This is a genomic window from Methanolobus vulcani, assembly GCF_900100715.1.
In the GTDB taxonomy this organism is placed as follows: Archaea; Halobacteriota; Methanosarcinia; order Methanosarcinales; family Methanosarcinaceae; genus Methanolobus; species Methanolobus vulcani.
Genome location: NZ_FNCA01000001.1, coordinates 94,655 through 118,609, shown reverse-complemented (window position 1 = coordinate 118,609; position 23,955 = coordinate 94,655). Strand labels below are relative to the sequence as shown.

20 protein-coding genes are annotated in these 23,955 nt (G+C 34.4%); 18 read left to right on the top strand and 2 right to left on the bottom strand.

What is annotated here, in order from left to right; translation table 11 throughout:
• Positions 1-13 precede the first annotated feature (13 nt).
• The 15 genes from BLP52_RS00585 (at position 14) to BLP52_RS00515 (ending at position 18,713) form a co-directional block, all read left to right on the top strand.
• Positions 14-1,039, top strand: a complete 1,026-nt coding sequence (locus BLP52_RS00585) for a lipid II:glycine glycyltransferase FemX (protein WP_091707780.1) — start codon at positions 14-16, stop codon at positions 1,037-1,039.
• Positions 1,040-1,230: 191 nt separating this feature from the next.
• Positions 1,231-1,515 carry an acyltransferase gene (locus BLP52_RS14555; protein WP_202905698.1) on the top strand — a complete coding sequence of 95 codons (285 nt, stop codon included), beginning with the start codon at positions 1,231-1,233 and terminating at the stop codon, positions 1,513-1,515.
• Between the two features lie 17 nt (positions 1,516-1,532).
• The gene (locus BLP52_RS00575) at positions 1,533-2,633 is read left to right on the top strand and encodes a carboxylate--amine ligase (RefSeq protein WP_091707777.1); all 1,101 of its coding nucleotides are present in this window, start codon (positions 1,533-1,535) and stop codon (positions 2,631-2,633) included.
• 3 nt (positions 2,634-2,636) lie between these two features.
• Positions 2,637-3,692 (top strand): DUF354 domain-containing protein, encoded by a 1,056-nt coding sequence (locus tag BLP52_RS00570; protein ID WP_091707776.1) that lies wholly within the window; start codon positions 2,637-2,639, stop codon positions 3,690-3,692.
• A gap of 56 nt (positions 3,693-3,748) precedes the next feature.
• Positions 3,749-4,738 (top strand): glycosyltransferase family 2 protein, encoded by a 990-nt coding sequence (locus BLP52_RS00565; protein ID WP_091707774.1) that lies wholly within the window; start codon positions 3,749-3,751, stop codon positions 4,736-4,738.
• Entirely contained in the window at positions 4,735-6,162 is a 1,428-nt protein-coding gene (locus BLP52_RS00560) for a flippase (protein ID WP_091707772.1), read from the top strand. Before BLP52_RS00565 ends, BLP52_RS00560 begins: the two co-directional genes overlap by 4 nt.
• 241 nt (positions 6,163-6,403) lie before the next feature.
• The gene (locus BLP52_RS00555; protein WP_091707771.1) at positions 6,404-8,455 is read left to right on the top strand and encodes a NosD domain-containing protein; all 2,052 of its coding nucleotides are present in this window, start codon (positions 6,404-6,406) and stop codon (positions 8,453-8,455) included.
• 165 nt (positions 8,456-8,620) lie between these two features.
• The gene (locus BLP52_RS00550; RefSeq protein WP_162272913.1) at positions 8,621-9,298 is read left to right on the top strand and encodes a WbqC family protein; all 678 of its coding nucleotides are present in this window, start codon (positions 8,621-8,623) and stop codon (positions 9,296-9,298) included.
• Positions 9,270-10,199 (top strand): methionyl-tRNA formyltransferase, encoded by a 930-nt coding sequence (locus BLP52_RS00545; RefSeq protein ID WP_091707768.1) that lies wholly within the window; start codon positions 9,270-9,272, stop codon positions 10,197-10,199. The genes BLP52_RS00550 and BLP52_RS00545 overlap by 29 nt, the downstream gene beginning before the upstream one ends.
• Positions 10,200-10,211: 12 nt before the next feature.
• Positions 10,212-10,868 carry a PIG-L deacetylase family protein gene (locus BLP52_RS00540; RefSeq protein WP_091707766.1) on the top strand — a complete coding sequence of 219 codons (657 nt, stop codon included), beginning with the start codon at positions 10,212-10,214 and terminating at the stop codon, positions 10,866-10,868.
• Positions 10,859-11,755 (top strand): glycosyltransferase family 2 protein, encoded by an 897-nt coding sequence (locus BLP52_RS00535; protein WP_091707764.1) that lies wholly within the window; start codon positions 10,859-10,861, stop codon positions 11,753-11,755. Before BLP52_RS00540 ends, BLP52_RS00535 begins: the two co-directional genes overlap by 10 nt.
• Positions 11,752-13,287, top strand: coding sequence for an energy-coupling factor transporter transmembrane component T family protein (locus BLP52_RS00530; protein WP_154717755.1), 1,536 nt, complete (start codon positions 11,752-11,754; stop codon positions 13,285-13,287). Before BLP52_RS00535 ends, BLP52_RS00530 begins: the two co-directional genes overlap by 4 nt.
• Before the next feature lie 14 nt (positions 13,288-13,301).
• Positions 13,302-14,426, top strand: a complete 1,125-nt coding sequence (locus tag BLP52_RS00525; RefSeq protein WP_091707760.1) for a glycosyltransferase family 4 protein — start codon at positions 13,302-13,304, stop codon at positions 14,424-14,426.
• The gene (locus BLP52_RS00520) at positions 14,413-14,982 is read left to right on the top strand and encodes an acyltransferase (protein ID WP_091707759.1); all 570 of its coding nucleotides are present in this window, start codon (positions 14,413-14,415) and stop codon (positions 14,980-14,982) included. Before BLP52_RS00525 ends, BLP52_RS00520 begins: the two co-directional genes overlap by 14 nt.
• 1,022 nt (positions 14,983-16,004) lie before the next feature.
• Positions 16,005-18,713 carry an Ig-like domain-containing protein gene (locus tag BLP52_RS00515; RefSeq protein ID WP_154717754.1) on the top strand — a complete coding sequence of 903 codons (2,709 nt, stop codon included), beginning with the start codon at positions 16,005-16,007 and terminating at the stop codon, positions 18,711-18,713.
• A 580-nt stretch (positions 18,714-19,293) separates the two neighbouring features.
• Here the strand turns inward: BLP52_RS00515 and BLP52_RS00510 are convergent.
• Positions 19,294-20,274, bottom strand: a complete 981-nt coding sequence (locus tag BLP52_RS00510; RefSeq protein WP_091707755.1) for an MraY family glycosyltransferase — start codon at positions 20,272-20,274, stop codon at positions 19,294-19,296.
• Between the two features lie 403 nt (positions 20,275-20,677).
• Here BLP52_RS00510 and BLP52_RS14550 point away from each other — a divergent pair, with 403 nt between their 5' ends.
• The 3 genes from BLP52_RS14550 to BLP52_RS00495 all read left to right on the top strand — a co-directional run bounded on the left by BLP52_RS14550 (position 20,678) and on the right by BLP52_RS00495 (position 22,517).
• Positions 20,678-20,836 (top strand): hypothetical protein, encoded by a 159-nt coding sequence (locus tag BLP52_RS14550; protein WP_202905697.1) that lies wholly within the window; start codon positions 20,678-20,680, stop codon positions 20,834-20,836.
• A gap of 119 nt (positions 20,837-20,955) precedes the next feature.
• Positions 20,956-21,855 carry an NAD-dependent epimerase/dehydratase family protein gene (locus tag BLP52_RS00500; protein WP_091708363.1) on the top strand — a complete coding sequence of 300 codons (900 nt, stop codon included), beginning with the start codon at positions 20,956-20,958 and terminating at the stop codon, positions 21,853-21,855.
• A gap of 158 nt (positions 21,856-22,013) precedes the next feature.
• Positions 22,014-22,517: a VanZ family protein gene (locus BLP52_RS00495; protein WP_162272912.1), complete on the top strand. Its 504-nt coding sequence runs from the start codon at positions 22,014-22,016 to the stop codon at positions 22,515-22,517.
• Between the two features lies 1 nt (position 22,518).
• Here the strand turns inward: BLP52_RS00495 and BLP52_RS00490 are convergent, their stop codons facing one another.
• Positions 22,519-23,952, bottom strand: a complete 1,434-nt coding sequence (locus BLP52_RS00490; protein ID WP_091708362.1) for a nucleotide sugar dehydrogenase — start codon at positions 23,950-23,952, stop codon at positions 22,519-22,521.
• Between the last annotated feature and the right edge of the window lie 3 nt (positions 23,953-23,955).

The following is a 23,955-nucleotide window of genomic DNA, read 5'->3' as shown; positions in this document are numbered from 1 at the left end:
TTAGGTGAAGTTCATGACATTAATTACTGATAATTTTGATGATACAGAGTGGGATAATTTTGTTCAGGATCATCCGCATGGCAATATTTTCCAGACATCTCATATGTCAAAGATATATGAGAAGACCAACAAGTATGAACCTGTACGCCTTATAGCAAGGGATGAAGATTCAGGAAATATACTTGCTCTGGTGCAGGGTTCTTTGATTTGTGAAATGAAAGGTGTGCTTTCGCCTTTTTCGTCACGCTCAGTCATTCAGGGTGCTCCGCTATTTGTGGATTCTGATCAGGGCAGGAAAGCAGTTTTGGAACTAATGTCTCACTATAATAATCGAATAAAAAGTAAGATTGTTTATACTCAGATACGCAATATGTGGGATACCAGCGATTATCACGATACTTTGACTGAGATGGGTTATGAATACAAAGAACACCTTGATTTTTTGATCGATCTTGATCGGGATGAAAAAGAAATTTGGTCGGATATCCAGAAGTCCCGTCGAAAAGGGATAAACAGGGCTGAAAGAGATGGAATTGTAGTCCGTAGCGTAGAAAATAAGAAAGAACTGAATCTATGTTATGATCTTGTGCTTGAAACATATAAGCGATTTAAGATTCCCATAGCAGATATTTCTCTCTTTGAAGCTGTATATGATGACTTGTCAGGTACAGAGCTTGCAGATTTCTTTATTGCATATAAAGACGAGGAAGCTATAGGAACACGAATTACTCTCAATTATAAGGATATGGTTTATGATTGGTATGCCGGATCCTGTCAGGGAGTTGATTACGTGGATGAAGCTCTTGTATGGCATATCCTTAAGACGAATGCCGGTAAATATAAGGTCTTTGATTTTGGCGGTGCCGGTCACCCGGATAAACCATATGGTGTCAGGGAGTTCAAGAGAAGATTTGGTGGGGAAATGGTGAATTATGGCAGGTATGAGAAGGTGCATTCTGCGGCAAAAAAAATACTAGCAATCAACGCACTGAAGCCCTATCAAAAAGTAAAACCTTTTTTGACTTGGATTTCACGTTAAAACAATGGTGGATTATGGGCCTATTAATATTACATAAACTGAAGTTGAAATTATATAGTTTTTTAGCACGATATCCTGTATCGTATAAGTGGCCTACTTATTGGTGGAGGAAATGTGGTTACGCTATAGGTAATAACTCCATTATAAGTCCCTTTTGCCTTTTATGGGGGACTCATCATTCAGATTCATCTTTGCTTACAATCGAAGATGATGTTCACATTGGTCCGTATTCAATCTTAGTTCTTCGTACACATCCTGTAAGTGATATTGCTAAATATGGCAAAATTACTTCGACAACAAGTGGCCCAATACATATTATGAGAGGCTCTTGGATTGGAGCTTCTGTTACAATATTGCCTAATGTTACAATTGGTGAAGGAGCTGTTGTGGGTGCTGGGGCAGTTGTTACTAAAAATGTAGAATCATATACCATAGTTGCAGGTGTTCCTGCAAAAAAAATAGGTACTTTAAAGTAAAAGTGGAGTAGGTTTATATGTCTGTATTATTAACAAATTCTTCTTGGAAAATATCAAAAGAGGCAGCAAAATCTCTTAATAAAGAAGGTATTTCTACTATTGCAGCAGATATTTCAGAACCCATCTTTAATTTTTCCCAACAAAAATATGTGACTTATTTGCCTCCGTCAACTGAATATTTTATTGACTCAGTATATGATATATGTTTAAAAAATCATATCGAAACAGTATTTCCAATGAGTGATGACGTTGTAATTCCACTTAGTAAAAACAAATCTCTTTTGAATGAAGTGTGTGATGTTCCAATTTCAGATTACGATTATTTGATAAAAGCACACGATAAATTTCAAACATTTGATTTAGCGAAATTATTAAATATCCCAGTACCTGAAACATTTGTTTTTAAAAATCATGATGAATTGATTAAATATTCCGAAATTGCGACATATCCTCTAATAATAAAACCTCGAATGGGTGGAGGTGCAGCAAGATGTATTCATATTGTTAAATCAAAAGATGAACTTATAGGTTATTATTCCGAACTTATTAATGCTGGACATCTTCCTATGGTTCAAGAATATATTCCTGGTTCAAGTGAGCAGATGTATATGATAAATGTGCTGTACAATCAAGACCATGAGTTAGTATCATTTTTTATGGCAAAAAAAATTCGTGAATATCCTCATACGGGTGGAATTACTACATGTGGCGTGAGTATATTTGAACAGGTTTTACTGGATTATGCAAAAAAAATATTTGATAGCCTGAAGTGGTATGGAGTAGCGGAAATTGAATTCAAATTGGATTTGAGGGATAATTGCTTTAAGTTAATTGAAATAAACCCTCGTTTTTGGCAGTATTTAAAGCATCCAATTGCATGTGGGGTTGACTTTCCATTTCATCTATATAATGTGTCATTAGGCTATGATTTTGAAACAAATACTTCATATGATATAGGTGTAAAGTTCATAAATATCTACAAAGATATTCCTTCTATTATTAACCAATTATTAAGAAATGAAAACAAGATGAAAATATTCAATTCAGCTCTTTCTTCTTATCGGGGTAAAAAAGTTTTCTCATCAAAAGATTTACTAAATACACTTATATGGAGGTAATCAATGCGTATTCTCATTGATATAAATCATCCAAAGGATATTAATGTTTTTTTGAATGTAATAAATAGATTATCTACTGATGGTCATTCAATTAAGATTGTTGCTGCAAACAAAGAAAATATCTTGGAGATTTTAAATTCTTATTGTTTAGATTATGAAGTGAAACCTCATTACACAGGTTTGTTCAATAAATTATGTGGCATGTTTAAAAATGATTATCGGGTATATAAAATAGCAAAGAATTTCAATGCAGATCTTTTTGTGAGCTTTGGTTCACCTTATGCAGCCCAAGCTAGTTTTTTATTGAGAAAAGATCATATTTCTTTTACTGATACTGATACTGAAAAAGCAACAATTAATCAGTTTGTATTCACAACTTTGCTGTTTTCGAAAGTAGATTATGTACCTACATGTCACAGAATTGATAGGGGTAAAAAACAAAAGAAATTCAATGGATATTATGAGTTATCTTATTTACACCCAAAATACTTTACTCCAGATCCTGGTGTGTTGCAGATTGCCGGTTTGAAAAAAGGTGAAAAATATACGATACTCCGTCTTTCAGCTTTAAATGCGCATCATGATGTTAATGCAGAAGGCTTTAATTTTAAAAATGAAGCTGATATTTTATCTTTTGTAAATTCTCTCCTTAAATATGGCAAAGTCTTTATTACTACGGAGATTGAACTCGGTCCAGAACTTGGAAAGTATAAAGTAAATGTACCTCCTGAGAATTTTCATAGCCTTTTGTATTATTCTTCGCTATATATAGGTGAAGGAGCTTCAATGGCTGCAGAAGCTGCTGTATTAGGTGTTCCTTCTATTTATGTTTCAAATACTACAAGGGGTTATCTGGAGGAACTTGAACATAGCTATGATTTATGTTATACTCTTGTTGACAAATCTGAAGCTTTAAATAAGGCAATTGCTATTTTAAAGCCTAATTCTAGGGATGAATGGGTTATTAAAAGAGAAAAAATGTTGAATGATAAAATAGATGTCGTTGAGTTTATATTAACTACTATTGAACAATCCTGTGATAATTCTTTAAATAAATGAGTTTTGTTGATTAGGCCATTGTCAAATAATATGTATATTGTAATTTTTGTGATTTTATGAAAATATCTGTTATTATTCCTACTTATAATAGACCTGAGAAATTGGGAGAGTTGTTGAGCGTTCTTTCTAGTCAATCTCATCTTCCAGATGAAGTAATAGTAGTAGATAATGCTTCTAACAAACTAACTAAAGAGGTTACATCTTCTTATACTTCACATTTTGCTTCATGTACTTATTTGTTCACTAGTGTTAATAGTGTTTCTATCGCTCGAAATTTAGGTGCTTCAAAAGCTCACGGTGATTACTTGTTTTTTTTGGATGATGATGATATTCCAGCAGAGAACTATATTGAGGAAATAGTTAGTTGTTTTAACAGTCATCCAGATGCTTTACTTGTTCAAGGTATGATTCCAAAAAGAAAATCTTCGGTTAAATTACTTAATCAAATATGGGATAACATATGGAATTCTTATGCGAATTTTTTTTTAACATTTAGGTACACTCCGTGCGAAAAAAAGGTTTTAATGTCGGGAAAAACAACATCTCCTTTTAATTGTACTGAAGATGCTAACTGTGAATGGGCTTCTGGGGGTTTAACTTGCATTAAAAAGGAAGTATTTAAGACTTTTAAATATGATGAAAAGTTAGTAAAGTATTGTTATGGCGAAGATGCAGATTTCTCTTATAGGATTTATTTATCAAATCCAAAATCTGTTTACATTGCACCAAAAGCCATTGTATATACCCATCCGTCTTTAAATAAAAATAGTCCAATGAAAGATTCTTTAATCATGGAAAAAACATATAATTTATATTTTGTATCGAAAAATTTAGGGAGGCCCATTAATTTCTTGTTGTTTTTCTGGAGCGAAATTGGGCTTTTATTTCAAGATATAATTTTTGCAATTATATTTGCAAATAGTAAATTCAACTATTTCTTTAATAGAATTTTGTATAGTTTTTATGCTTATTATGTATGCTTAAAACATTTCTCTGATATAAAAAATTTAAATATAGAATTAATTAATCAAAGGTACTTGTCATGACTACATACAAAAAAGTAGCAACAAATGCAACATTTATATTAATAGGAAATGTAGTGGTGAAAATACTAGCTTTATTTATTTCAGTATATTTGGCTAGATATTTAGGAGTAGAACAATTTGGAGATTATAATTTTGTAATTACTTACTTGATGTTTTTTACTTTTGTTGCTAATTTTGGAATGGATTCTATTTTAATACGGGATTTGGCGCGATTTCCAGAAAAGACAAATATTATGATGGGTAACATTCTTTCTATAAGAGTTATTACTTCTGTTTTTGCAATACTTATGGCTATATTACTAATTAATTTATTACACTATTCTTATTCTATTATTTCGTACATTTCCATAATGACGATAATTTTATTATTCCAAGGGATTAGTTATCTTTTTGAATCATTATTTCAAGCTAATTTAAAAATGCAATATTCTTCAATAGGTTTAATTTCATCTAAGTTTATTTATGCAATTTTTGTTTTCATTTTTATATATCTTCATTATCCTATTATTTATTTTTTTTATGGGTATGTTGCTGCTGAATCTATTCGTATGATTCTTGCAATGTTTTACTCTAAAAAATTTATTAATTTGCATTTTAGTATTGATTTTGGTATGTGGAAGTATTTATTCAAGGAATGTCTACCTTTCATAGCTGGTTATGCTCTTTTTATAATTTATTATCGTATCGATATTTTAATGCTTTCAAAAATGGTAGGGAATACTGCAGTTGGATTATATTCAGCTGCATACAAACTTACCGATCCATTGCTTTTTTTGCCAGGTGCGTTAGCCTCTACAATGATGCCAGTTATGTCTAAACTATACCATGAAAATGTATCAAAATTAAACTATACTTATTCACTTGGATGCAAATATATTCTCCAGTTAATGCTACCTATAACTATGGGTTTATTCCTTTTATCAGATAGAATTATACATTTATTATATAGTGCAGATTATAATTATTCAGTTATCACACTTCAAATACTGTCGTTAACAGTAATATTTAATTCTATCAATTCAATTCAAAGTTCTTTGCTCACATCTTCAAATAGGCAAAAAATGAATACTATTTCAGTAGGTATATGCTGTGTAATCAATATAATACTAAATATAATTTTAATTCCGCTTTATTCTTATAATGGGGCTGCAATAGCAACATTAATTTCAGTGATCCTTTTATTTATCTCCGAATCCATTTTTATCTATAAATCATTTTCATACATTCCATTGAATAAGAGCAGTTTCATGATTATTTTGTCTTCAGTGATCATGGGATTAGTTCTTTCAATGCTCCCTAAAATAAATATGTTCTTAACTATAATTATCTGTGCAGTATTATATCTATGTCTGTTAGTATTATTCAAAAGTATCTCTGGAGATGATTATTTGATGCTAAAATCGTTAGTCAAAAAAGGAAAGTAATTTTTATATTAAATGATGCATCCATTATTTTTACATTGTTATTTTGGTTGCTTATGTTGACATCATAAAAATCCAGATAGGATTCGATTTTTATAAATTATGATATGTACTGTAAGATGTTGGTCATTTGTTGTAATGTCCCAAATTAACACTGTTTAAATCATTTATTTGTATTTTAAATAAGTAACTTCTTATAGTCATCACTCAATATTTGTATAAGGTTATTGAACTCGGTGGTTTAATGAAATTAAGAATTGCAATAGTAGCAGTAGCTTTAGCTTTGTTTTTTGTAGGAACTGCTTCGGCAGTTATATATACTGTAGATGACAGCAGTGGAAAAGATTTTTTAACGATACAGGAAGCAGTGGATGCGGCTGAAGATGGTGACATAGTTGAAGTTTACCCAGGGACTTATATTGAAAATGTAGTAATCGTCAAGGATCTGAACATAACCTCGTTTTCAGGCAACCCGGAAGACACAATTGTACAGGCTGCCAACCGTAATAAACCGGTTTTTGATCTAAATGCTTTTTACAATGAACCAGATAGCAGTTTACGGGTTGGAAATAACGTAGAAATTAGTGGTTTTACCATTAGTGATGGTTCGTTTGGTATATCTGTGGGGGAGGGAGATGTTGCAGGCAGTAACCATACGTTTAGTAATAATGTAATTACAGACAACGTAAATGGAATTTTCATACAATATTCACTTTATAATAAAGTAAATGAGAATATCATTTCTAATAATGATGAACGGGGGGTATATATAGTACGTACTTCTAACAACGTACTAACGGGCAACGTTATTAGTAGCAGTAATGAGGGAGTTCTCATAGAAGATTCTATAGGGAACCGTGTAGAAAACAATACTATATATGAAACTAATGATGCTATTTCCGGCATATATATCGACGATTGTGATTTTATTAACAATTACATTTATAGTAATAATTTTGGTATCAGAATTTTAAACTATGCTAGTTTTGCTGACAATGGAAATAATATAACTAATAATGTTTTTTATTCGAATTTGCAGACTGTTTTTTTACTAGGTAATAATTACTTTTTAGCCACAAATACTGTCTATTCAAATTCGTACGGAATCTCCATTAGTGGATCATCTAATACGTTAATAGGAAACACCGTATACGACAACAGAGAAGGCATTGCATGTGAAGGTAATTCAAATCTGTTTGCATCAAATAGTGTTTATGAAAACACTGATTTTGGAATTAAATCTGATGGAAACTACAACGATTTAACTAGTAATGAAGCCAATTCAAATACGGGATATGGTATTGTAGTGATGTGGGGGGACCACAATAACTTAATTAATAACACATGCAACTCAAACACAGAATCTGGTATTCTGTTGGCGATTACAGATAATAACCAAATTGTTGGAAACACCATTAAAAATAACATATTGTCAGGAATCGATTTAGTTGAGCCCTCACAAAATAAAATATATAATAACTATTTTGAAAATAATCTTAACTTGTTGATGTCAGATTATGATTTAGATGAAACTAATTGTTTAAACACTACAAAAAGCACAGGTACAAACATTGTCAATGGGCCTTATTTAGGCGGAAACTATTGGGCAAAACCAGATGGAACGGGTTTCAGTCAAACACATCCAGACACAGATGGCGATGGTTTTTGTGATGAAATATACATACCTATATCTGTCGAAGGAAGTGCATGTGTAAATTCAATAGACTATTTACCACTGGCCGTCTATACTCCAAACAACGAACCTATAACAACCTGTTACTTAACAGAAGAAGATGCAAACGTGGCTTATAGTGACGACATAACTATCACTGTGAATACTTACTCTGATTCAATTATTGTTGACATTCTGGAACCCGTGGAAACTGGGAGCATCAAGACTATATTGCTTAATCTTGATGGTGACTGCATTATTGGCGTGGAATCTGACAACCCGGATGTTTACTGGGAAGTAGACGAGGATACTGGATTTGGAAATGCAGGATTTGGCACAATGCTTACAGCCGTAAATAGAGTTACGGGGAATCAGAATGCCGTTAAAAAGATTACAATAACTCTTGATGACAGCTGCGAATGGGATGGTGTACTACCAGCTAATGAAGATGGATATGGTGTCGTTATACGTGTCAATCAGCTACCAGGTAGTCCCGAAAGCATTTGGTTGGGCGGAAACGAAGAAGATGGCAATGTCACTACTCAGGAGATTCCAGAATTCCCAACAATTACTATACCCCTAATAGCAATTGTAGGATTGTCATTAATCTTTAAGAGAAAGTAAAAACTTTCTCTTCTTTTCTTATTTGCTTGTTGGCTTACCAAGAAGTTCATACTTTAATTGGAAATCACTATTGTACAAGCATATATATTTTAATTCAAAATAGTCCTTAATTTCATTGTCGTTGAATATAAATATATAAATATTAAGAGGATGATTATATCATTTATGATTGTAGGAATACATCAACCAAACTATCTTCCATATCTTGGTTTTTTTGACAAAATGTTAAAATCTGATGTATTTATTATTTATGATGATGCTCAATTTAATAAAAGTGATTTTCAACATCGAAATCGTATAAAAATATTTAACGGTTCTAAATGGTTAACAGTTCCAGTTTCCAAAAAACACATACCTATTAATGAAATAAAAATAAAAAATGATTTTTTGATTAAAGGAATAAAATGGAACGACGATCATTTTAACCAGATATATTCTAATTATAGCAAATCAGCTTGCTTTGAAAAGTATATCAATGGACTTAAGGACATTTATGAAAATGAATATGAGTTATTAGTTGATTTAAATATAGAGCTAATTCGTTTTATGATGGATTCTTTCAGCATAAAAAAAGAAATCATTCTTTCAAGTGAATTTGGGTTCAATACAACTTCTTCAACCAAAATTGTAGATCTTGTAAAGGCTGTTGGTGGAGATACATATTTGTCAGGTCCGACAGGTAAAAATTATATGGATTTGAATGTTTTTTCCAATTCAGAAATAAATGTTGTTTTCCAGACATTTGTTCATCCGCAATATAAACAGCAATACATGGGTTTTTTGCCAAATATGTCTTCTATAGATGCACTACTAAATGGATATAGGTTTGATTATTTTGAGTAAATATAATTATAAAGTAGTTTTCTTTGGAAATAATGCAGATGTTCTTAATCATTTATGTACTCTAGTTGATGTATCGGCAGTTTTTACTAGGCCAGATGATGGGTCTGATAACTTGAAATCAATATTTGAATTAACTCATTCTTTGAATATACCATTATTTCAACCATCAAAAAAAGAACTCAGTAATTATTCCCCATACTTGAATCAGAATAAATTAGATTTTATTATTGTCTGTGGATATAAATATATTATCCCTCCAACAATTTTTAATACACCTAAATATGGAACTGTTAATATTCATCCATCATTATTACCTCAATATAGGGGTCAGCATGTTATTAATTGGGCTATTATTAACGGTGAACAAGAGACAGGTATAACTTTACATTTGATGGATGAAAATTTAGATACAGGGGATATTTTGCTACAGACAAAAGTTCCAATATTATTTGATGACACGGCAAAAGACCTACATGATCGGCTTTATCAAAAAGCATCTGAATTATTAACTACCTTTTTCACAAGGTTTAATGATGAAGGTTCTATTAGCCCAAAAATTCAGGATTCATCACAAGCTACATTTTTTAAACCTCGTAAACCTTGTGATGGCCATATAGAATGGGATAAAGAAGGCGAACAAATTTATAATTTAGTAAGGGCTATATCTAAACCTTGGCCTGGAGCATTTACATACCATAACTCCTCCAAAATAGTAGTATGGCGTGTCTCTTTTGAACCTCACAACTCAGAAGAGTCTTATGGGAGAATCATTAATGTTTCCAATTCTCAGTTAATTGTCAATGCAAAAAACAGTTTAGTTATAATTGAAGACTATGATGTGTTTGATCTTAATAATGAATTAGTACAAGTTGAATTTAAAGAAGGATATTTATTAGAATAGGAAGGTGTTTAGGTGACAATTAAAGTTCTTGCTATGGGTGCTCACCCTGATGATATGGAATTAGAAGCAGGAGGCACTCTTGCTAAGTTTGCAAAAAAAGGATATGATGTCTATCTTTTGATTTTAACTTCTGGTGGCTATACTGATATGACAGGCAAAAGTTACACGGATAACCAACTCAAAGAAGAAGCAAAAAAAGCATCTGAGATTTTAGGTGTAAAAGAGGTTATCTTTTTTGACTATGTCACCACAAATTTGCCAAACTCTGGAGAAATAATATCACGTGTGGATAAAATTGTTGACGAAATAAGACCTGATATTTTTATTTCCCATCATCCTTTTGATTCTCACCAAGATCATAAAGCTGCAGCTGATATAATGTTTGCCGTTTCAAGACAAGGACGCGTAAAAAATGTTTTAAGTGGCTCTACTCTACCTTATCGGCCAAATGTATTTGCATTCCGACCCCAGTTCTTTGTTGACATTTCCGAAACTTTAGAGATTAAATTGAAAGCAATAAGATCTTATCAGTCTCAATATAATAAATTTGGATCCGAAGTATTAATTGATAGAGTCAAAGCTATGGCCATTACTCATGGATGGGCAACAGGATATGATTATGCAGAGTGCTTTGAGGTTATAAGGATGGATGAGAGTATATGGGTTTAGCGACTTATATCATAGTTACTCCGTGTAAAAATGAGGAAGACAGTTTAGTACAAGTTGCAGAAGCAATTGCAAATCAAACAATCAAACCACTTTTGTGGGTAATTGTTGATGATGGAAGTACTGACTTTACTCCTAAAATATTAGATGATCTTTCTAACAAATATGAGTGGATTCACTGTATAAATCTTCCCAATATGGGTAGAGATTTAGGTGTCCATGTTTCAAAAGTGTATAGGGAGGGGTTTAACTATGCTTTGGAGTATTGTGATATAAATAACATTAAACTTGATTTTATTGGTTGCATTGATGCAGACATAATTCTTGATAAAAATTATATTGGAACTCTTATTAATAATTTCAATTCAAATTCCCGTTTAGGTATTTGCAGTGGTCATGTAGGCAATATTGTTGACCAGAAGATTGTTTGGTCTAGATTTAGGCCAGATTTACCTACTGGTGGAGCAAGGTTATGGCGTTTATCCTGCTTTAAAGAAACTGATGGTTATCAAATAACATGTAGTCCTGATAGTGTGTCTAATGTTAAAGCAAAAATTAAAAATTGGGACATACGGTGTTTTAAAGAAACCAAAGCCATTTCTACTCGTCCATACGCAAGTGCGCAAGGGCAGTGGACAGGTTATAAAAAAGTAGGTTCTAACAATTATTATATAGGTTTTACACCGCTCCATGCATTTTTAAAAGGGATAAAGTTTATAATAAGCAATAGCCAATACTATGGAAATACAATGGGTTTTGCTTACCTATTAGGGTATTTTCATGATTACTTGAAGCGTTCTCCTCGAATAGCTGATGAAGAGGTTTTACAATATTATAAGAACAAAGGATTAAAGGAATCAATATGTTTCAACTTAAAACGCTTAAGATGAATGTAACAAAAATAATATTACTTTCTTTACTTGTTATTCTTAATATTATTTTACGTATTCCATCCATACCCCATGAAAAAGGAGGAGGTGACTCTTTTTTTATTCATGCTTTGTCAAACTCTCTATCATATTTTGGTGAAGCCAATTGGTGGGTAAATTGGTTATCCAGTTTAGGTTTATATCCTTATTCATATGCTAGCTCGGTTCCTTTTGCATTGTCTGCTACTACTCAACTATTTGGGTTTGTAGGAATAAATTCCGAAAAAGCAGTCCTTATTTTTTCACTCATTTTTGGTGTATTTAGTGTTTTTACCTCTTTTATCTTTGCAGGCATCTTATTTAAAAAATTCTTGCCAAAATTTATTATGGCATTTTTCTTTTCATTATCACAGGGAATTATGATTTTTAGCACATGGGAATTAAGTGCTAGAGGTCCATTTATGATTTTTTTGCCTTTGTTTCTGTTTATCCTTTTAAAAGAAATGCCATATACAAAAAAAGTGCCACTATTTGCATTTATTTTCTTATTTATGGCATTTACACACCATTATTTCTACTTTTTGCTGCCAATTTCTGTCATTTATTTAGTGTTAAAAATTATCTATGGCAGTTCACAGCTTAAAGCATATTTAAAATATCTTGATTACTTGTTTCCTATCATATTATTAGTGGCTATTACTTTCCCTTTCTTTACTAGAACCTTAATTACTGCTGGATCACGTTATTCATGGATTATTAATGTAGTTGTAATCAATTTAAGATATATTGGTCCTATTTTCATTTTTATAATTTCGGGAGTCCTATATTCTTTACTAAATATGAAAAAAACATTTTCAGAATATTTTATGCTATTAGCATTCTTAATGCTTCTTCCTTTTTCATATTCACAAACATATGGTATCTACATTATATTGTGTTTTTCTATTTATTTTATAAGCGTAGGTTTTTACAATTTATTTCTAGTTAAAAACCCGCATATATCACACTTAAAACTATTATTTATTATTTTTTTACTCATAAGTTTTGTTTCGTTTTCATCTTTCTACAATCATACACGTACAGGTTCTTCACAGGATTATTGGTATATGCAAGATTCTACTTACCAATCTTCAGTTTGGACAAATCAACACATATCTGATGGCCTAAGAGGATTTGGAAATAGTGGTGAAACATGGAAATTACTTGCATCTTCGGATGCACATCCAATTTTACCCACTGGTGGAGCTGTAATACTCGCATATAAATTAATTAATGGAACGGAATTACCTGTTATAAAAATAAGCCCTACTTCTTCAAGCTACTATTTTGATGGTCCATATGTTCTAGAACAAGGAAATGATATATGGGGTTTATTTAATTGGCTTCTTGAGAGAGTAAATATCGATGGTGGAAATGAAATGGCAATTATTGATAGGTTCAATTTGACTTATTTTGTAGAAGATACACATAATTATGAACCTTTGGTAGCTTCGATAAGCTCTTCAAAAGATAAAGTTTATTCAAACGGCAGAATTCAATTGTGGCTTCTTTAAGAGAGGTTGGCTGAATGAATCTTATATATTATTGTTCAAAATATAGTGATGCTCCTAGTATGGTTAGCAAATCTATTTTCATGGAATTATTATCTCTAAAGGGGTCTTTGCCATTTCAATATATACTTTTATCAGGTGAAAAACCTAGTTATGAATTTATGCAAAAACATGGATTACAAATTTTTTCATGGTTTAATTTTGTAAGAAATAAAAATTGTTTAGTTCATATTGCTATTAGCCCCAATATTTTCCCCAATCATAAGTTTTTATTAATAATGTGTTCTCTGTTTTTGAAAAGGCCTCTTATTTTGCATTATCATGGCGATGTGAGAATGCATCTTATGTATATAAGGCAACATAATAAAAAGGCTAGCATCTCTGATCGGATTAATTCATTATGTGTGCCATTTTTACTAAAATTTCCAACAAGGGTAGTTGTTCATTCTTATTCGATGAAACAAATTTTACTTAATTATGGCGTAAAACAGAGTGTGGTTATTCCAAATGGGGTGGATGAATTTTGGTTTAATTCTGTGGAATATGATCAAGTTAATGTAAAATCTAAATCTGCGATTAGAAACAAAAGCATGGTTAAAAAAGTATTTTATCATGGTCGTTTATCTCCTGAAAAAGGAGTAGATCTATTATTGAATGCTTTTTCATCCTATTTAAAATCAGATTCAACAGCTCATTTATTTCTTGCAGGAGATGGGGCTCATCATGACGATTTAATTCAATTGGCTTCTAGTTTAGGTGTTAATAAAAATATTTCATTCTTAGGTCACTTAGAAAAAGATGATATTAAATATTTTTTGAAAAATGTAGATATTGCTATCTATCCATCACTTTTTGATGCTTTTTGCTTAGCTGCAGTTGAAGCTCTTGCCAGTTCAAATTGTCCGGTTTATTTTTCAAAATATGCAGGTATAAATGATTTTGCAATTGAAAATGGATTAAATTCAAATTCCTTTGTTCCAAATGTAGAATCTATACTTAATATTTTGCACAAAACAAGTTATTCAGTAGATGCCACACTTTTAGAAAAGCAAAAAAATTTTGCAAATAATTTTAGGTGGGATTTGCTTGCAAATGATTATATCTATCTTTATAAGGATGTGATATCAAATGCAAATGCTTAAATTAATGCGTTCACACATATTTTTCATAAAACTTCGATTTAAAATTAAATTGCAGAATGCATTGAACAAATGTAATACACAATTGTTGATTGGAAAAAACGTGCAAGTTCATTCTAATATTTGGTTACGAATAGGTCAAAACTCTATTTTGAAAATAGGAGACAATTCTTTTTTTGGAAACGGTTGTAGAATAGAGTGTAGTTCAGGTGCCAATTTATCGATAGGTAATAACGTTAACTTTACTGGATATGATTTTATTGCATGTATGAAATCTGTAAAAATAGGGTCAAATTCGTTAATTGGTGAATTCACTAGTATAAGAGATAGTAATCATTCTTTTACTGATTTAGATAGTCTCATTAATTCACAAGGGTATACGATGGGTGAAATAGAAATAAGTGAAGATGTATGGATTGGCCGTGGTTCTATTGTATTGCCAAATGTTTCTATAGGCACTCATTCTGTAATAGGTGCAAATTCTGTTGTGAACACTGATGTTGCCCAATTTTCTGTTGTTGCCGGAGTTCCAGCAAGGGAAATTAAAAAACTCAAATGAAAATACTTTTGTTTATGTCCTATGCAAGATGTTTTATCTTTCGAAAAGTGCTATCAAGGTTATCCTCGTTTTATTAATACCATCAAATTATGAACATAAGTCACAGTCCACATATTTTATAAAATATATTTTATCAAAATGTTAATATTGACCTTTGTTTATTAGGTAGCTGTTATAATTCATTTAATCATTTACTAACCAAGAGGTAATTATGCAAGGAATCTCATGTTCAACTAGTCTGATTTTGTGTTCATATAATATATGTTCATGTACGTCCGTCTTTTCACATAGACAAAATCTATTATTAGGTTGAGGTTGACATGACTACTAAAAATAAAAACGTAATTAAACTGATATTCCAATTATTTATTTTTACTACTATAATAATGGCTTGTTTTTCATTTAATGCAACAGCAAGTATATATTATGATAGTACTTTTAAAGTTGTTATCGTAGAAAACGAGCCTAGCGTCGATATTCTCAAGATAAATGAATCAATAAATAATGCTAATATTGTAGCTCCAATGGATAATAACATATGGCTAGTAAATGGAGCAATTTATTCTAAGAATTCGACAGTATACTTAAATGGTACGCAGATTTCAGAATTAAGACTCACAGGCAATAGCGCAAAATCTAAATTGCTTTATGGTTATAATTCGAATGATATTTTCAGAATACATGATATCTCAATAACTGGCTGGGATTTAGAAAATGATAATGCATCATTGGTAGGAGGTATTGCATTACATAATTCTGAATTCCATGATGTAAATATTCGTTATTCCACAGCCATTCAAATTTATGATAGCGTTGTAGGCACATTATCTGATATAAATATTTCAAATTCACGTGACTTTTGGTTAGAGAACTTAAAAAATACAGAAGTATTTAATGTAGACATATTTGATGGAAACCCTACTAGCGCAGGTGCATTTTATACTTTGAATTGTGATCATCTGTTAATTCATGATGTAGAAATAACAAACATTTCACACTTGAATGGAGTACTCTTTAAAAGTATGACTAACAGTGAATTTTATAATATAAATGTATCACATGTTGGAAGTTATCTTGATCCTAAAACTGGCTATCTAGGTATATCCTTAAGTGAAGGAAATAATAATTATGGTCATGATCTTTTCATTAATGACACTGGATGGAGTGGTTTTGGTGCAGCAGCAATGGAAAATAATTCTAGATTTAAAAACATTATAATTAGAAATTCAGGTCACAACGGAGTTGATATCCATCCTGCAAAGAACCTGATATTGGAATCTGTTAAAGTTTATGATTCTGTTAGCAATAATGTAATTGTTACAGCAGGTTACCAAACATCACCAGCTGCAGAAAACATTCATTTCAAAGATTTCTATCTCGAAAATGGCGGTGCTCAGTTTTCTGACAATGTCACAAATATAACTTTTGAAGATGTATCAATAATGAATGGCAGCTTTAAATCTTTTGGAACAAAAGATGTGACTGTTATTAATATGTCTATGGATCATGGAGTAGACTACAAGAATTTCGATGAATATTTCCTTTATACAAAGATAGGATCATATAATGTTCAAAATGGTATTGTAATTGATAGTTCATTTTATCGGTTTGGATCGTATTATACCGACAATGCGTTGGCTATCAATACAAAATATCAGTTATTGTCATACAAGAACAACCTTGCAGAGTATTACTATCCAAGTTTTGAGGTAATAGATTCAAAAGGAATAAACCTGTCAGGTGGAAACCTTGAGATTTCGAATGAAATTGATAGTTCCATTAAAAGTGTTGACGGCTATGGAAACGAGATATCAGTGTTCCCTCTTGATGCAGACGGATTTACTTTTTCACCAATGGTTAGGCGTTTGAATGCTCCTGCAATAGCTGTAGGTAAATATGCTACAGATAATACCTATACTGCTTATGCCTATTCTGCAGAATTCACATCCCCAACAGATGACACAGTAACCCTCAAAGGCATCACCCCAGACTCAACATGGTATCGTGAAGATCCAAATACTCCAACATACACGATCACTGCAATCATTCCTGATGCAAGCAGCACGTCTCCTCAGATCACAGGATTTGCACCAAGCTCTGACAATCCATTCACAGCAGGTGAATCCAGGAAGTTCCAGGTATGGGCTGATCAGGAACTGACAACCATGAAGTGGTATGTAAATGGAAACCTTGTATCATCAGGATCAATGGATTATACATGGGAAGTAGAATCTGGAACAACTACGATCATGTTCTCAGGATTTAATTCAAATGGTGCTGTAGTGCAGACATGGGAGATCACTGAAGGTGAGACAGTACAAGAAGATGCACCAGTCTCCTCTGGTACAGGCCTGTCATTCACACCATCTGCAACATCACTTACAGCAACAACAGGTGAATCCACCACATTCTCAGTAGATACCAGTCAGGAATTCACAAGTGCAGTCTGGTCTCTTGATGGTGTAGAGGTTGAAGCTGGTACAACACAGCATGTGGAATCATGGACTACAGCAGGTACTCACATTATAACCTTTGATGGAACTGCAGCAGCAGGAACTATCTCAAGGTCATGGACAGTAATAGTCTCTGCAGCAGCAGAATCGGCGTATTCATCCATCTCTATCACCCCGTCAAGTGCAACAGTAGCTCCGGGAGAATCTTTCAGTCTGGATGTGTACATAGATCCGACCCAGGATCTTACAGGTTCACAGTTTGACCTGCAGTATAGTCAACTTGCAAGTATCTCTACAGTAAATGAAGGTGACCTGTTCACAGCAAGCGGACTTGCAACAACCTTCCAGTATGACAGTATTGACAATGCAGCAGGACTACTGGACAATGTCTATGCAGCCATAGTAGGTAGCGGAACCATCACATCTCCAGATGTAATGGCCACAATCGAGATGGTAGCTGGCAGCAGCTCCGGTATACTTAATATAGGACTTTCCGATGTGATCCTTAGTGATGTAAACTCCAATCCTGCAGGATATACAGTTTCCAATGCAACAGTTCTCATTGACACAGCTCCGCAGTTCATATCTGTTCCATCACAGACTGTAGTTGAAGGACAGAGCCTTAGTTTCACGGTAAGTGCAACTGACGCAGATGCTGATGAACTTACATACACAGCCACAACACTCCCATCCGGTGCAACTTTCAATGGAGGAAGTTTCAGCTGGACTCCATCAGAAGGAGATGCAGGATCATATGTAGCCTCATTTGAAGTCACAGATGGATATCTTACAGACACAGTAAATGTGAGCATAACCGTGACACCATTGAACCACATGCCTGAGATAACTCTCTTTGAACCAGCAGACAGTTCTGTATTTGAAGAAGGTTCAACCATTGAAGTGAATGTAGCTGCAAATGATGCAGATGGAGATTCATTAAGTTATCTCATTGAGATCGATGGTGTACAGGTAAGCACATCTTTCAGCTACTCATGGACAACAGACTATGAATCTGCAGGAACTCACACCATTAAGGTAACAATAAGTGATGGTACAGAAGAAGTAAGCTCATCAAGTACAATAACCATCACAGACCTGCAGCCAAGATGGGATGTAAATGAGGATGGAATTGTCAATGTACTTGACATTACCCTTGTTGGTCAGAACTATGGTAAAACCTACACCACAGAACTTCCTCGTTGGGATGTGAACCAGGACAGTACTGTGAACATCCAGGACCTTTCAATAGTATCAGGTCACTTCGGTGAAACTGTTTAAGGTTAAACAAAAATTAATTAGATGCCCCTTTCGGGGCACACTTTTTTTTATTGATCTGCTTCTCTTTTCTGGTTATTGCCTCTCCATTACTGTTTGTCTACCGCATAGCGCAGAATACAAAAAGGCTCTGTAGAATTCCTGTTAATATGAGTAACATAAATCTTGCTGCTTTTCATTTCCATAAAAAGCAATCTGTAATCTAAAAACAAAGTAACCATCCACCGAAGGTGGCGCATTTCGATGCCTGTGCACAGAAGATTGTTCCAAAAATTATCCTGTTCATGCTGATAATTCTATAGAGGTCTTGTGAAGAAACATTCCATGGTATTATGCAGGATATTTTGTTCCGCTTTATGGTAAAATGCCGGCTTTGCCCCCTTCGTGCTTACTCAAGTTATTCATGACCTGCAATACATCATTTTGTAAACAAATAATAATTCAGCATAGCACGGCTGCATAATTGATCGTAGATAAAGATATCAGCCCTGCTGAAGTGTTATGAAAAAAGAAACAGACAGTAATTGTGCATATCATATGTAAAAAATACAAGTAAAGATTCCTTAAGCTTTATTGTAGCAGTTCAGATCCTTCCGGGGAAGAGTATTCCAATTGCACAGAATAACATTGTAAGGGCGTACATTGCCCAGGTGGCTTGCCTTTCAGTTACTCTGCGATAATAAGGAAGAACCCATTTGAGTGTGAGTGCATTTGGAACTTCAAGAGTTCCATCTTCTCTCTCTTTTCCAAATTTAGCTACCGGGAACTTCATTACTCTCCAGTAGACGTACATGAGGAAGTTAATTGTATGTGGGATAAGCATGATGAAACCACTGATGATAAAACCCTGGACCACTATTATAGTTCCAATAGCTGCTCCTATGGTGAGTGATCCCACATTTCCCCAGAATATCTTTGAAGGATACCTGTCGTACATATAATAGCCAAGGGTTGCTCCTGTAACACTGACAACAGCAAAGGTGTTGTCCACATCACCTAAAAGTATGGATTTTATTATCAAGGATATGAGAACGATAACAGACAATCCTGATGCAAGACCGTTGAAACCTGAGTGCATGTTCACAAGGTTGGATGCAACAAGGACATATGTGGGTACAATGAACTGCAGGTAAAGAATTCCCAGCTCAATGTTGCCGGCACTGGGGAGTGTGAAGGCCGTATGAGTGGCATACTGGATAAGTGGATATGAACAATAATACATAAGAAGCAGTTTTGTTACCCTGCCAATATCGACCATATCGTCCAGTATTCCAAATAGACCGAACATGGCAATTACTATGAGGACCACATAATTTGTTGATGAGAATTTGAAGAACAGAGTGTTCAGGGAGAAACATACCATAGCCACAAGGATAATGGCAATGCCTCCTCTTTCTGGGATCATGGTCACTTCTCTCTTATAATAATCCCTGGCTATGATGCCCTTATCCGTAAGTTTTCTGATAAAATAAGGCATTGATACATATGTAGCCAGGAACGGCACCAAAAAAGTGCTTCCAAGAACCAAGGTTAAAAGTGTAGAAGGTGAATCCAGATCCAGCATAGTTCAAATCCTCTGAATTAGTTTATTATCAATTTATTTTCAATTCCATAGCCAACATCATCCGTAGACTGAATCTGGCTCTTTATTAGCTTTTTTATTTATTCATTTATTATATATGTATTTACTGCTATGTATTCTATGTGCTTTGAATATAGAATGGTTTCTGTTTTGTACAGTATTTCCCTGAAATAAGCCCAGTTTTATATAATAATGTTTTCCTTATCTATAAATTATTGCTATCTCATAATCATCATGATTATAATTTATTGCATCAAACATAAATTTATATAGTATTGTCATCTTTTTTCAATTGACAATTGGGTTATTGTCATAATGATAGTTAATACTCCAGGGCATACATTACAGTATGTCTGCTTCGGAGTTACTTACTATAGGTGGTACAATGAAATTAGTAGAGAAAAAATGCGCAACATGTGGCAGTCCTATCTATGTTTACGAGAACTATGCCCGTGAGGAGATGTATTGCACTCTTCACTGCATGGAACGTGCAACATTTGGAACTGTCTCCAGGGGCTTAGAGCAGTTGAAAACTGTGTGCTAAGTCCAAATCTTTCTTTTTTGTTTTCAATTTTGTTTTATACACTTTTTCTGGATCCTTTTACTTTCTGTTATTTTTGCGTCAGAGGTACTGTTATATATAAAGCTCACAATTTAATGAACATGAAGAAGGTTCTTATTACCGGTGGCATTGGTCAGGTAGGTAGTTATCTGGTTGACATTATGCATGACAGCTATGAAGTTACTGTACTTGATAATCTGTCTTCAGGAAAGGAACCAGATCTGCCTTCAAATGTTAGTTTTGTAAAAGACGACATAAGGTCTTCTGATGCCAGGGAACTTGCATCTCAAAATGATATTATAATCCATACAGCAGCCCAGATAAGTGTTGCCCGTTCCATGTCCGAGCCTTTATTTGATGCGGATAACAACGTATTTGGAACCCTGAACCTTCTTGAAGGGGCCAGATCCGGCGACATTGAGCGTTTCGTATACATAAGTTCTGCTGCTGTTTACGGAAATCCGCAATATCTTCCAATTGATGAGAAACACCCTCAGGATCCTATGTCACCATATGGTGCCAGCAAGCTTTGTGGTGAGAAATATTGTAGTATGTATCATCATGCATATGGTCTTCCCACTGTCAGCATAAGACCTTTCAACATATATAGTCCCAGACAGGACCCTTCCAATCCTTATTCAGGTGTGATTTCTAAGTTCATAGGGAGATTAAGGGAAGGTCTTCCTCCTGTTATCTTCGGCGATGGCTCAAACACCAGGGATTTTGTCTCTGCACATGATGTGGTTGATATGATCACACTACTGGTGAGTGGGGCCGGTAAGGATGGAAATGTCTATAACGTAGGAACCGGCATGGTCACACGTATAGATGAACTGGCGCAGATTGTTCTGGACATATTTGACAGTTCCATGGATATAGAGTACAAAGACCCTATGCCAGGTGACATAAAACACAGTTCATCCTGTATCACAAAGGCTAAAGGTATTGGTTTTGAACCAAAGATCGATCTCTATAAGGGTCTTGAAGAGATTATTGGCTGACGGTCGGATAATTATTTTAACTTAGTACAACATTTATAATATAGAATAATATGCAGAATCTTCTTAAAAACAAATATATTGCATTTTTAGTCCTTTATTTCCTTTACTTCATACAGTTTATCCTTAAACAGGTTTCATGGATACAGCATTTTGATTTCATGAAACACAAAAAAGAGATTCTCATAGCTCTGACAGTCCTTTATGCAGGTTTTATATTCTACCTGTCGGCACAGGCCAATCTCAGCGTACCGGCTTCTATTTTTAAGATTCCTATAATGTATGAACTTGCAGACTTTGCAAAAAGTCTGGGTCTTGGTTTTCTGGTAGACATCGCGGATTATGCTCATGCACATATTGATAAAGTAGCCCATATGTTCCTATACTTTGGTCTGGGTGTTCTCCTGCACCTCACATTTAAAAACTCAGACCATGTTATCCTCAGAAAGTATTCGGCTATTTTTGCTGTGATACTTGGTGTTATCTACGGGATAAGCGATGAATATCATCAGTCCTTTGTGCCGGGTCGTACGTCCAGTGTTCATGACCTTCTGGCTGATGGTATAGGTGTGACGATTGCACAGATACTTTTTATAATCCTCATACTGATGAATCTGCGCAGGAAAAAAGAAGACGACCGGGAAGCAGATCCCGGTGAAGAATAGATTACTGCCCGATCGGATGACTGTTCTTGTCACCACGGCCGATTCCCTTGTACACAAACCCTGCATTTATGAAAGTGTCAGGATCGATAACATTTCTGCCGTCTATGATCACAGTGTTTTCTTTGCCTGTGAGTTTCTTGATGTCCTCGGGTTTCAGACCAAAATACTCTTTATGGCCTGTAAAGATAACAACTGCATCTGCTCCTTTTATAACGTCACTTGAGTCCTTAAGCAGCTCTACATCAGGGTAGCTGAGAACATGAGGGTCATGAACCTTAAGTTCTGCTCCGGCTTCAAGGACCATGTCCCTGTAAGGTTCTGACGGTGGGTTACGTGCATCGTCTGAGTCATTGATGAAAGCCCATCCAAGCATGGCAATCTTTGCACCCTTTATGTCCATATTTATTCTTTTAAGAGCGGCAACAGTCAGGTTGTACATGTGCACAGGCATGAAATCGTTGACCCTGCGTGCAAGTACATAGATAGACTCTGCATCCTGTGGGTAATCAAGAGCTTCGGTTCCCAGTTTTACACCACGTTCAAGGTGGTAGGTGTCCTTGGTAAGGCAGTGTCCACCAACACCGGCACCTGGCCATAGTATGGCTCTTGTTATGCCTTCTCCTTTCAGGCTGTCGATACCGGCCCTTACGTCATAAACATTGATCCCCATGGCCTCACAGTAAAGTGCAAGCTGGTTCGCCGCTGCGATCTGCAGGTCCCTGAATGTGTTCTCCGCAGTCTTTGTGACTTCAGCGGCAGTTGCGCTCATTGGTATGACCTTTCCCTTTGTGAGTACCGGTGAATAGAGTTCAACTGCCCTGTCGGTGCTTGCCTTATCAATACCACCCACGATCCTGTCATGTTCCTGGATATTACGGAGTAGTCTTCCAACCATCACTCTTTCAGGGGCATGTGCAAGTGCAAAGTCCTCTCCTGCTTTTAGTCCTGATTCTTCCTCGAGTATATCCTTTGCCATTCCATCGGTTGTACCAGGGGTGATGGTAGATTCAAGAACGACAAGGACTCCTGGTTTAAGGTATCTGCCTACATTGCGTATTCCTTCTTTAAGCGCCCCAAAGTCAGGTTCCAGTGCCTTTGGGTCTGCAAAAGGTGTCTGAATTGCCAGTGTAACTGCATCAAGTTCTGATATTCTGGAAAAGTCGGGTGTGCACTCAAACTTACCTGCGTCAGTTACCTTTTTAAGAAGCTCTTCCAGTCCGGGTTCCTCACCTTTAAGTGGACTTTCACCATGATTGAGCATTTCTATCTTGTAACCTGATGAAGGAGAATCCCTCTGGAATCCAAGTACATGGTCAAACTTATCTGAATCAGCAAAAAGGGCCGCTGCAGGGATGCCTACATAACCCATTCCTATAACTCCTATCTTCTTTATAGGTCCTTTTTCTTTCAAAATATTCTCGAGTTTCTGGCTCATGAT

Bases quoted from the DNA above. Each gene is read 5' to 3' on its own strand.
- BLP52_RS00585 (WP_091707780.1), top strand. From the start codon at position 14: ATGACATTAATTACTGATAATTTTGATGATACAGAGTGGGATAATTTT.
- BLP52_RS00575 (WP_091707777.1), top strand. From the start codon at position 1,533: ATGTCTGTATTATTAACAAATTCTTCTTGGAAAATATCAAAAGAGGCA.
- BLP52_RS00570 (WP_091707776.1), top strand. From the start codon at position 2,637: ATGCGTATTCTCATTGATATAAATCATCCAAAGGATATTAATGTTTTT.
- BLP52_RS00565 (WP_091707774.1), top strand. From the start codon at position 3,749: ATGAAAATATCTGTTATTATTCCTACTTATAATAGACCTGAGAAATTG.
- BLP52_RS00560 (WP_091707772.1), top strand. From the start codon at position 4,735: ATGACTACATACAAAAAAGTAGCAACAAATGCAACATTTATATTAATA.
- BLP52_RS00555 (WP_091707771.1), top strand. From the start codon at position 6,404: ATGAAATTAAGAATTGCAATAGTAGCAGTAGCTTTAGCTTTGTTTTTT.
- BLP52_RS00550 (WP_162272913.1), top strand. From the start codon at position 8,621: ATGATTGTAGGAATACATCAACCAAACTATCTTCCATATCTTGGTTTT.
- BLP52_RS00545 (WP_091707768.1), top strand. From the start codon at position 9,270: ATGGATATAGGTTTGATTATTTTGAGTAAATATAATTATAAAGTAGTT.
- BLP52_RS00535 (WP_091707764.1), top strand. From the start codon at position 10,859: ATGGGTTTAGCGACTTATATCATAGTTACTCCGTGTAAAAATGAGGAA.
- BLP52_RS00530 (WP_154717755.1), top strand. From the start codon at position 11,752: ATGAATGTAACAAAAATAATATTACTTTCTTTACTTGTTATTCTTAAT.
- BLP52_RS00525 (WP_091707760.1), top strand. From the start codon at position 13,302: ATGAATCTTATATATTATTGTTCAAAATATAGTGATGCTCCTAGTATG.
- BLP52_RS00520 (WP_091707759.1), top strand. From the start codon at position 14,413: ATGCAAATGCTTAAATTAATGCGTTCACACATATTTTTCATAAAACTT.
- BLP52_RS00515 (WP_154717754.1), top strand. From the start codon at position 16,005: ATGACTAACAGTGAATTTTATAATATAAATGTATCACATGTTGGAAGT.
- BLP52_RS00510 (WP_091707755.1), bottom strand. From the start codon at position 20,274: ATGCTGGATCTGGATTCACCTTCTACACTTTTAACCTTGGTTCTTGGA.
- BLP52_RS14550 (WP_202905697.1), top strand. From the start codon at position 20,678: ATGAAATTAGTAGAGAAAAAATGCGCAACATGTGGCAGTCCTATCTAT.
- BLP52_RS00500 (WP_091708363.1), top strand. From the start codon at position 20,956: ATGAAGAAGGTTCTTATTACCGGTGGCATTGGTCAGGTAGGTAGTTAT.
- BLP52_RS00495 (WP_162272912.1), top strand. From the start codon at position 22,014: ATGAAACACAAAAAAGAGATTCTCATAGCTCTGACAGTCCTTTATGCA.
- BLP52_RS00490 (WP_091708362.1), bottom strand. From the start codon at position 23,952: ATGAGCCAGAAACTCGAGAATATTTTGAAAGAAAAAGGACCTATAAAG.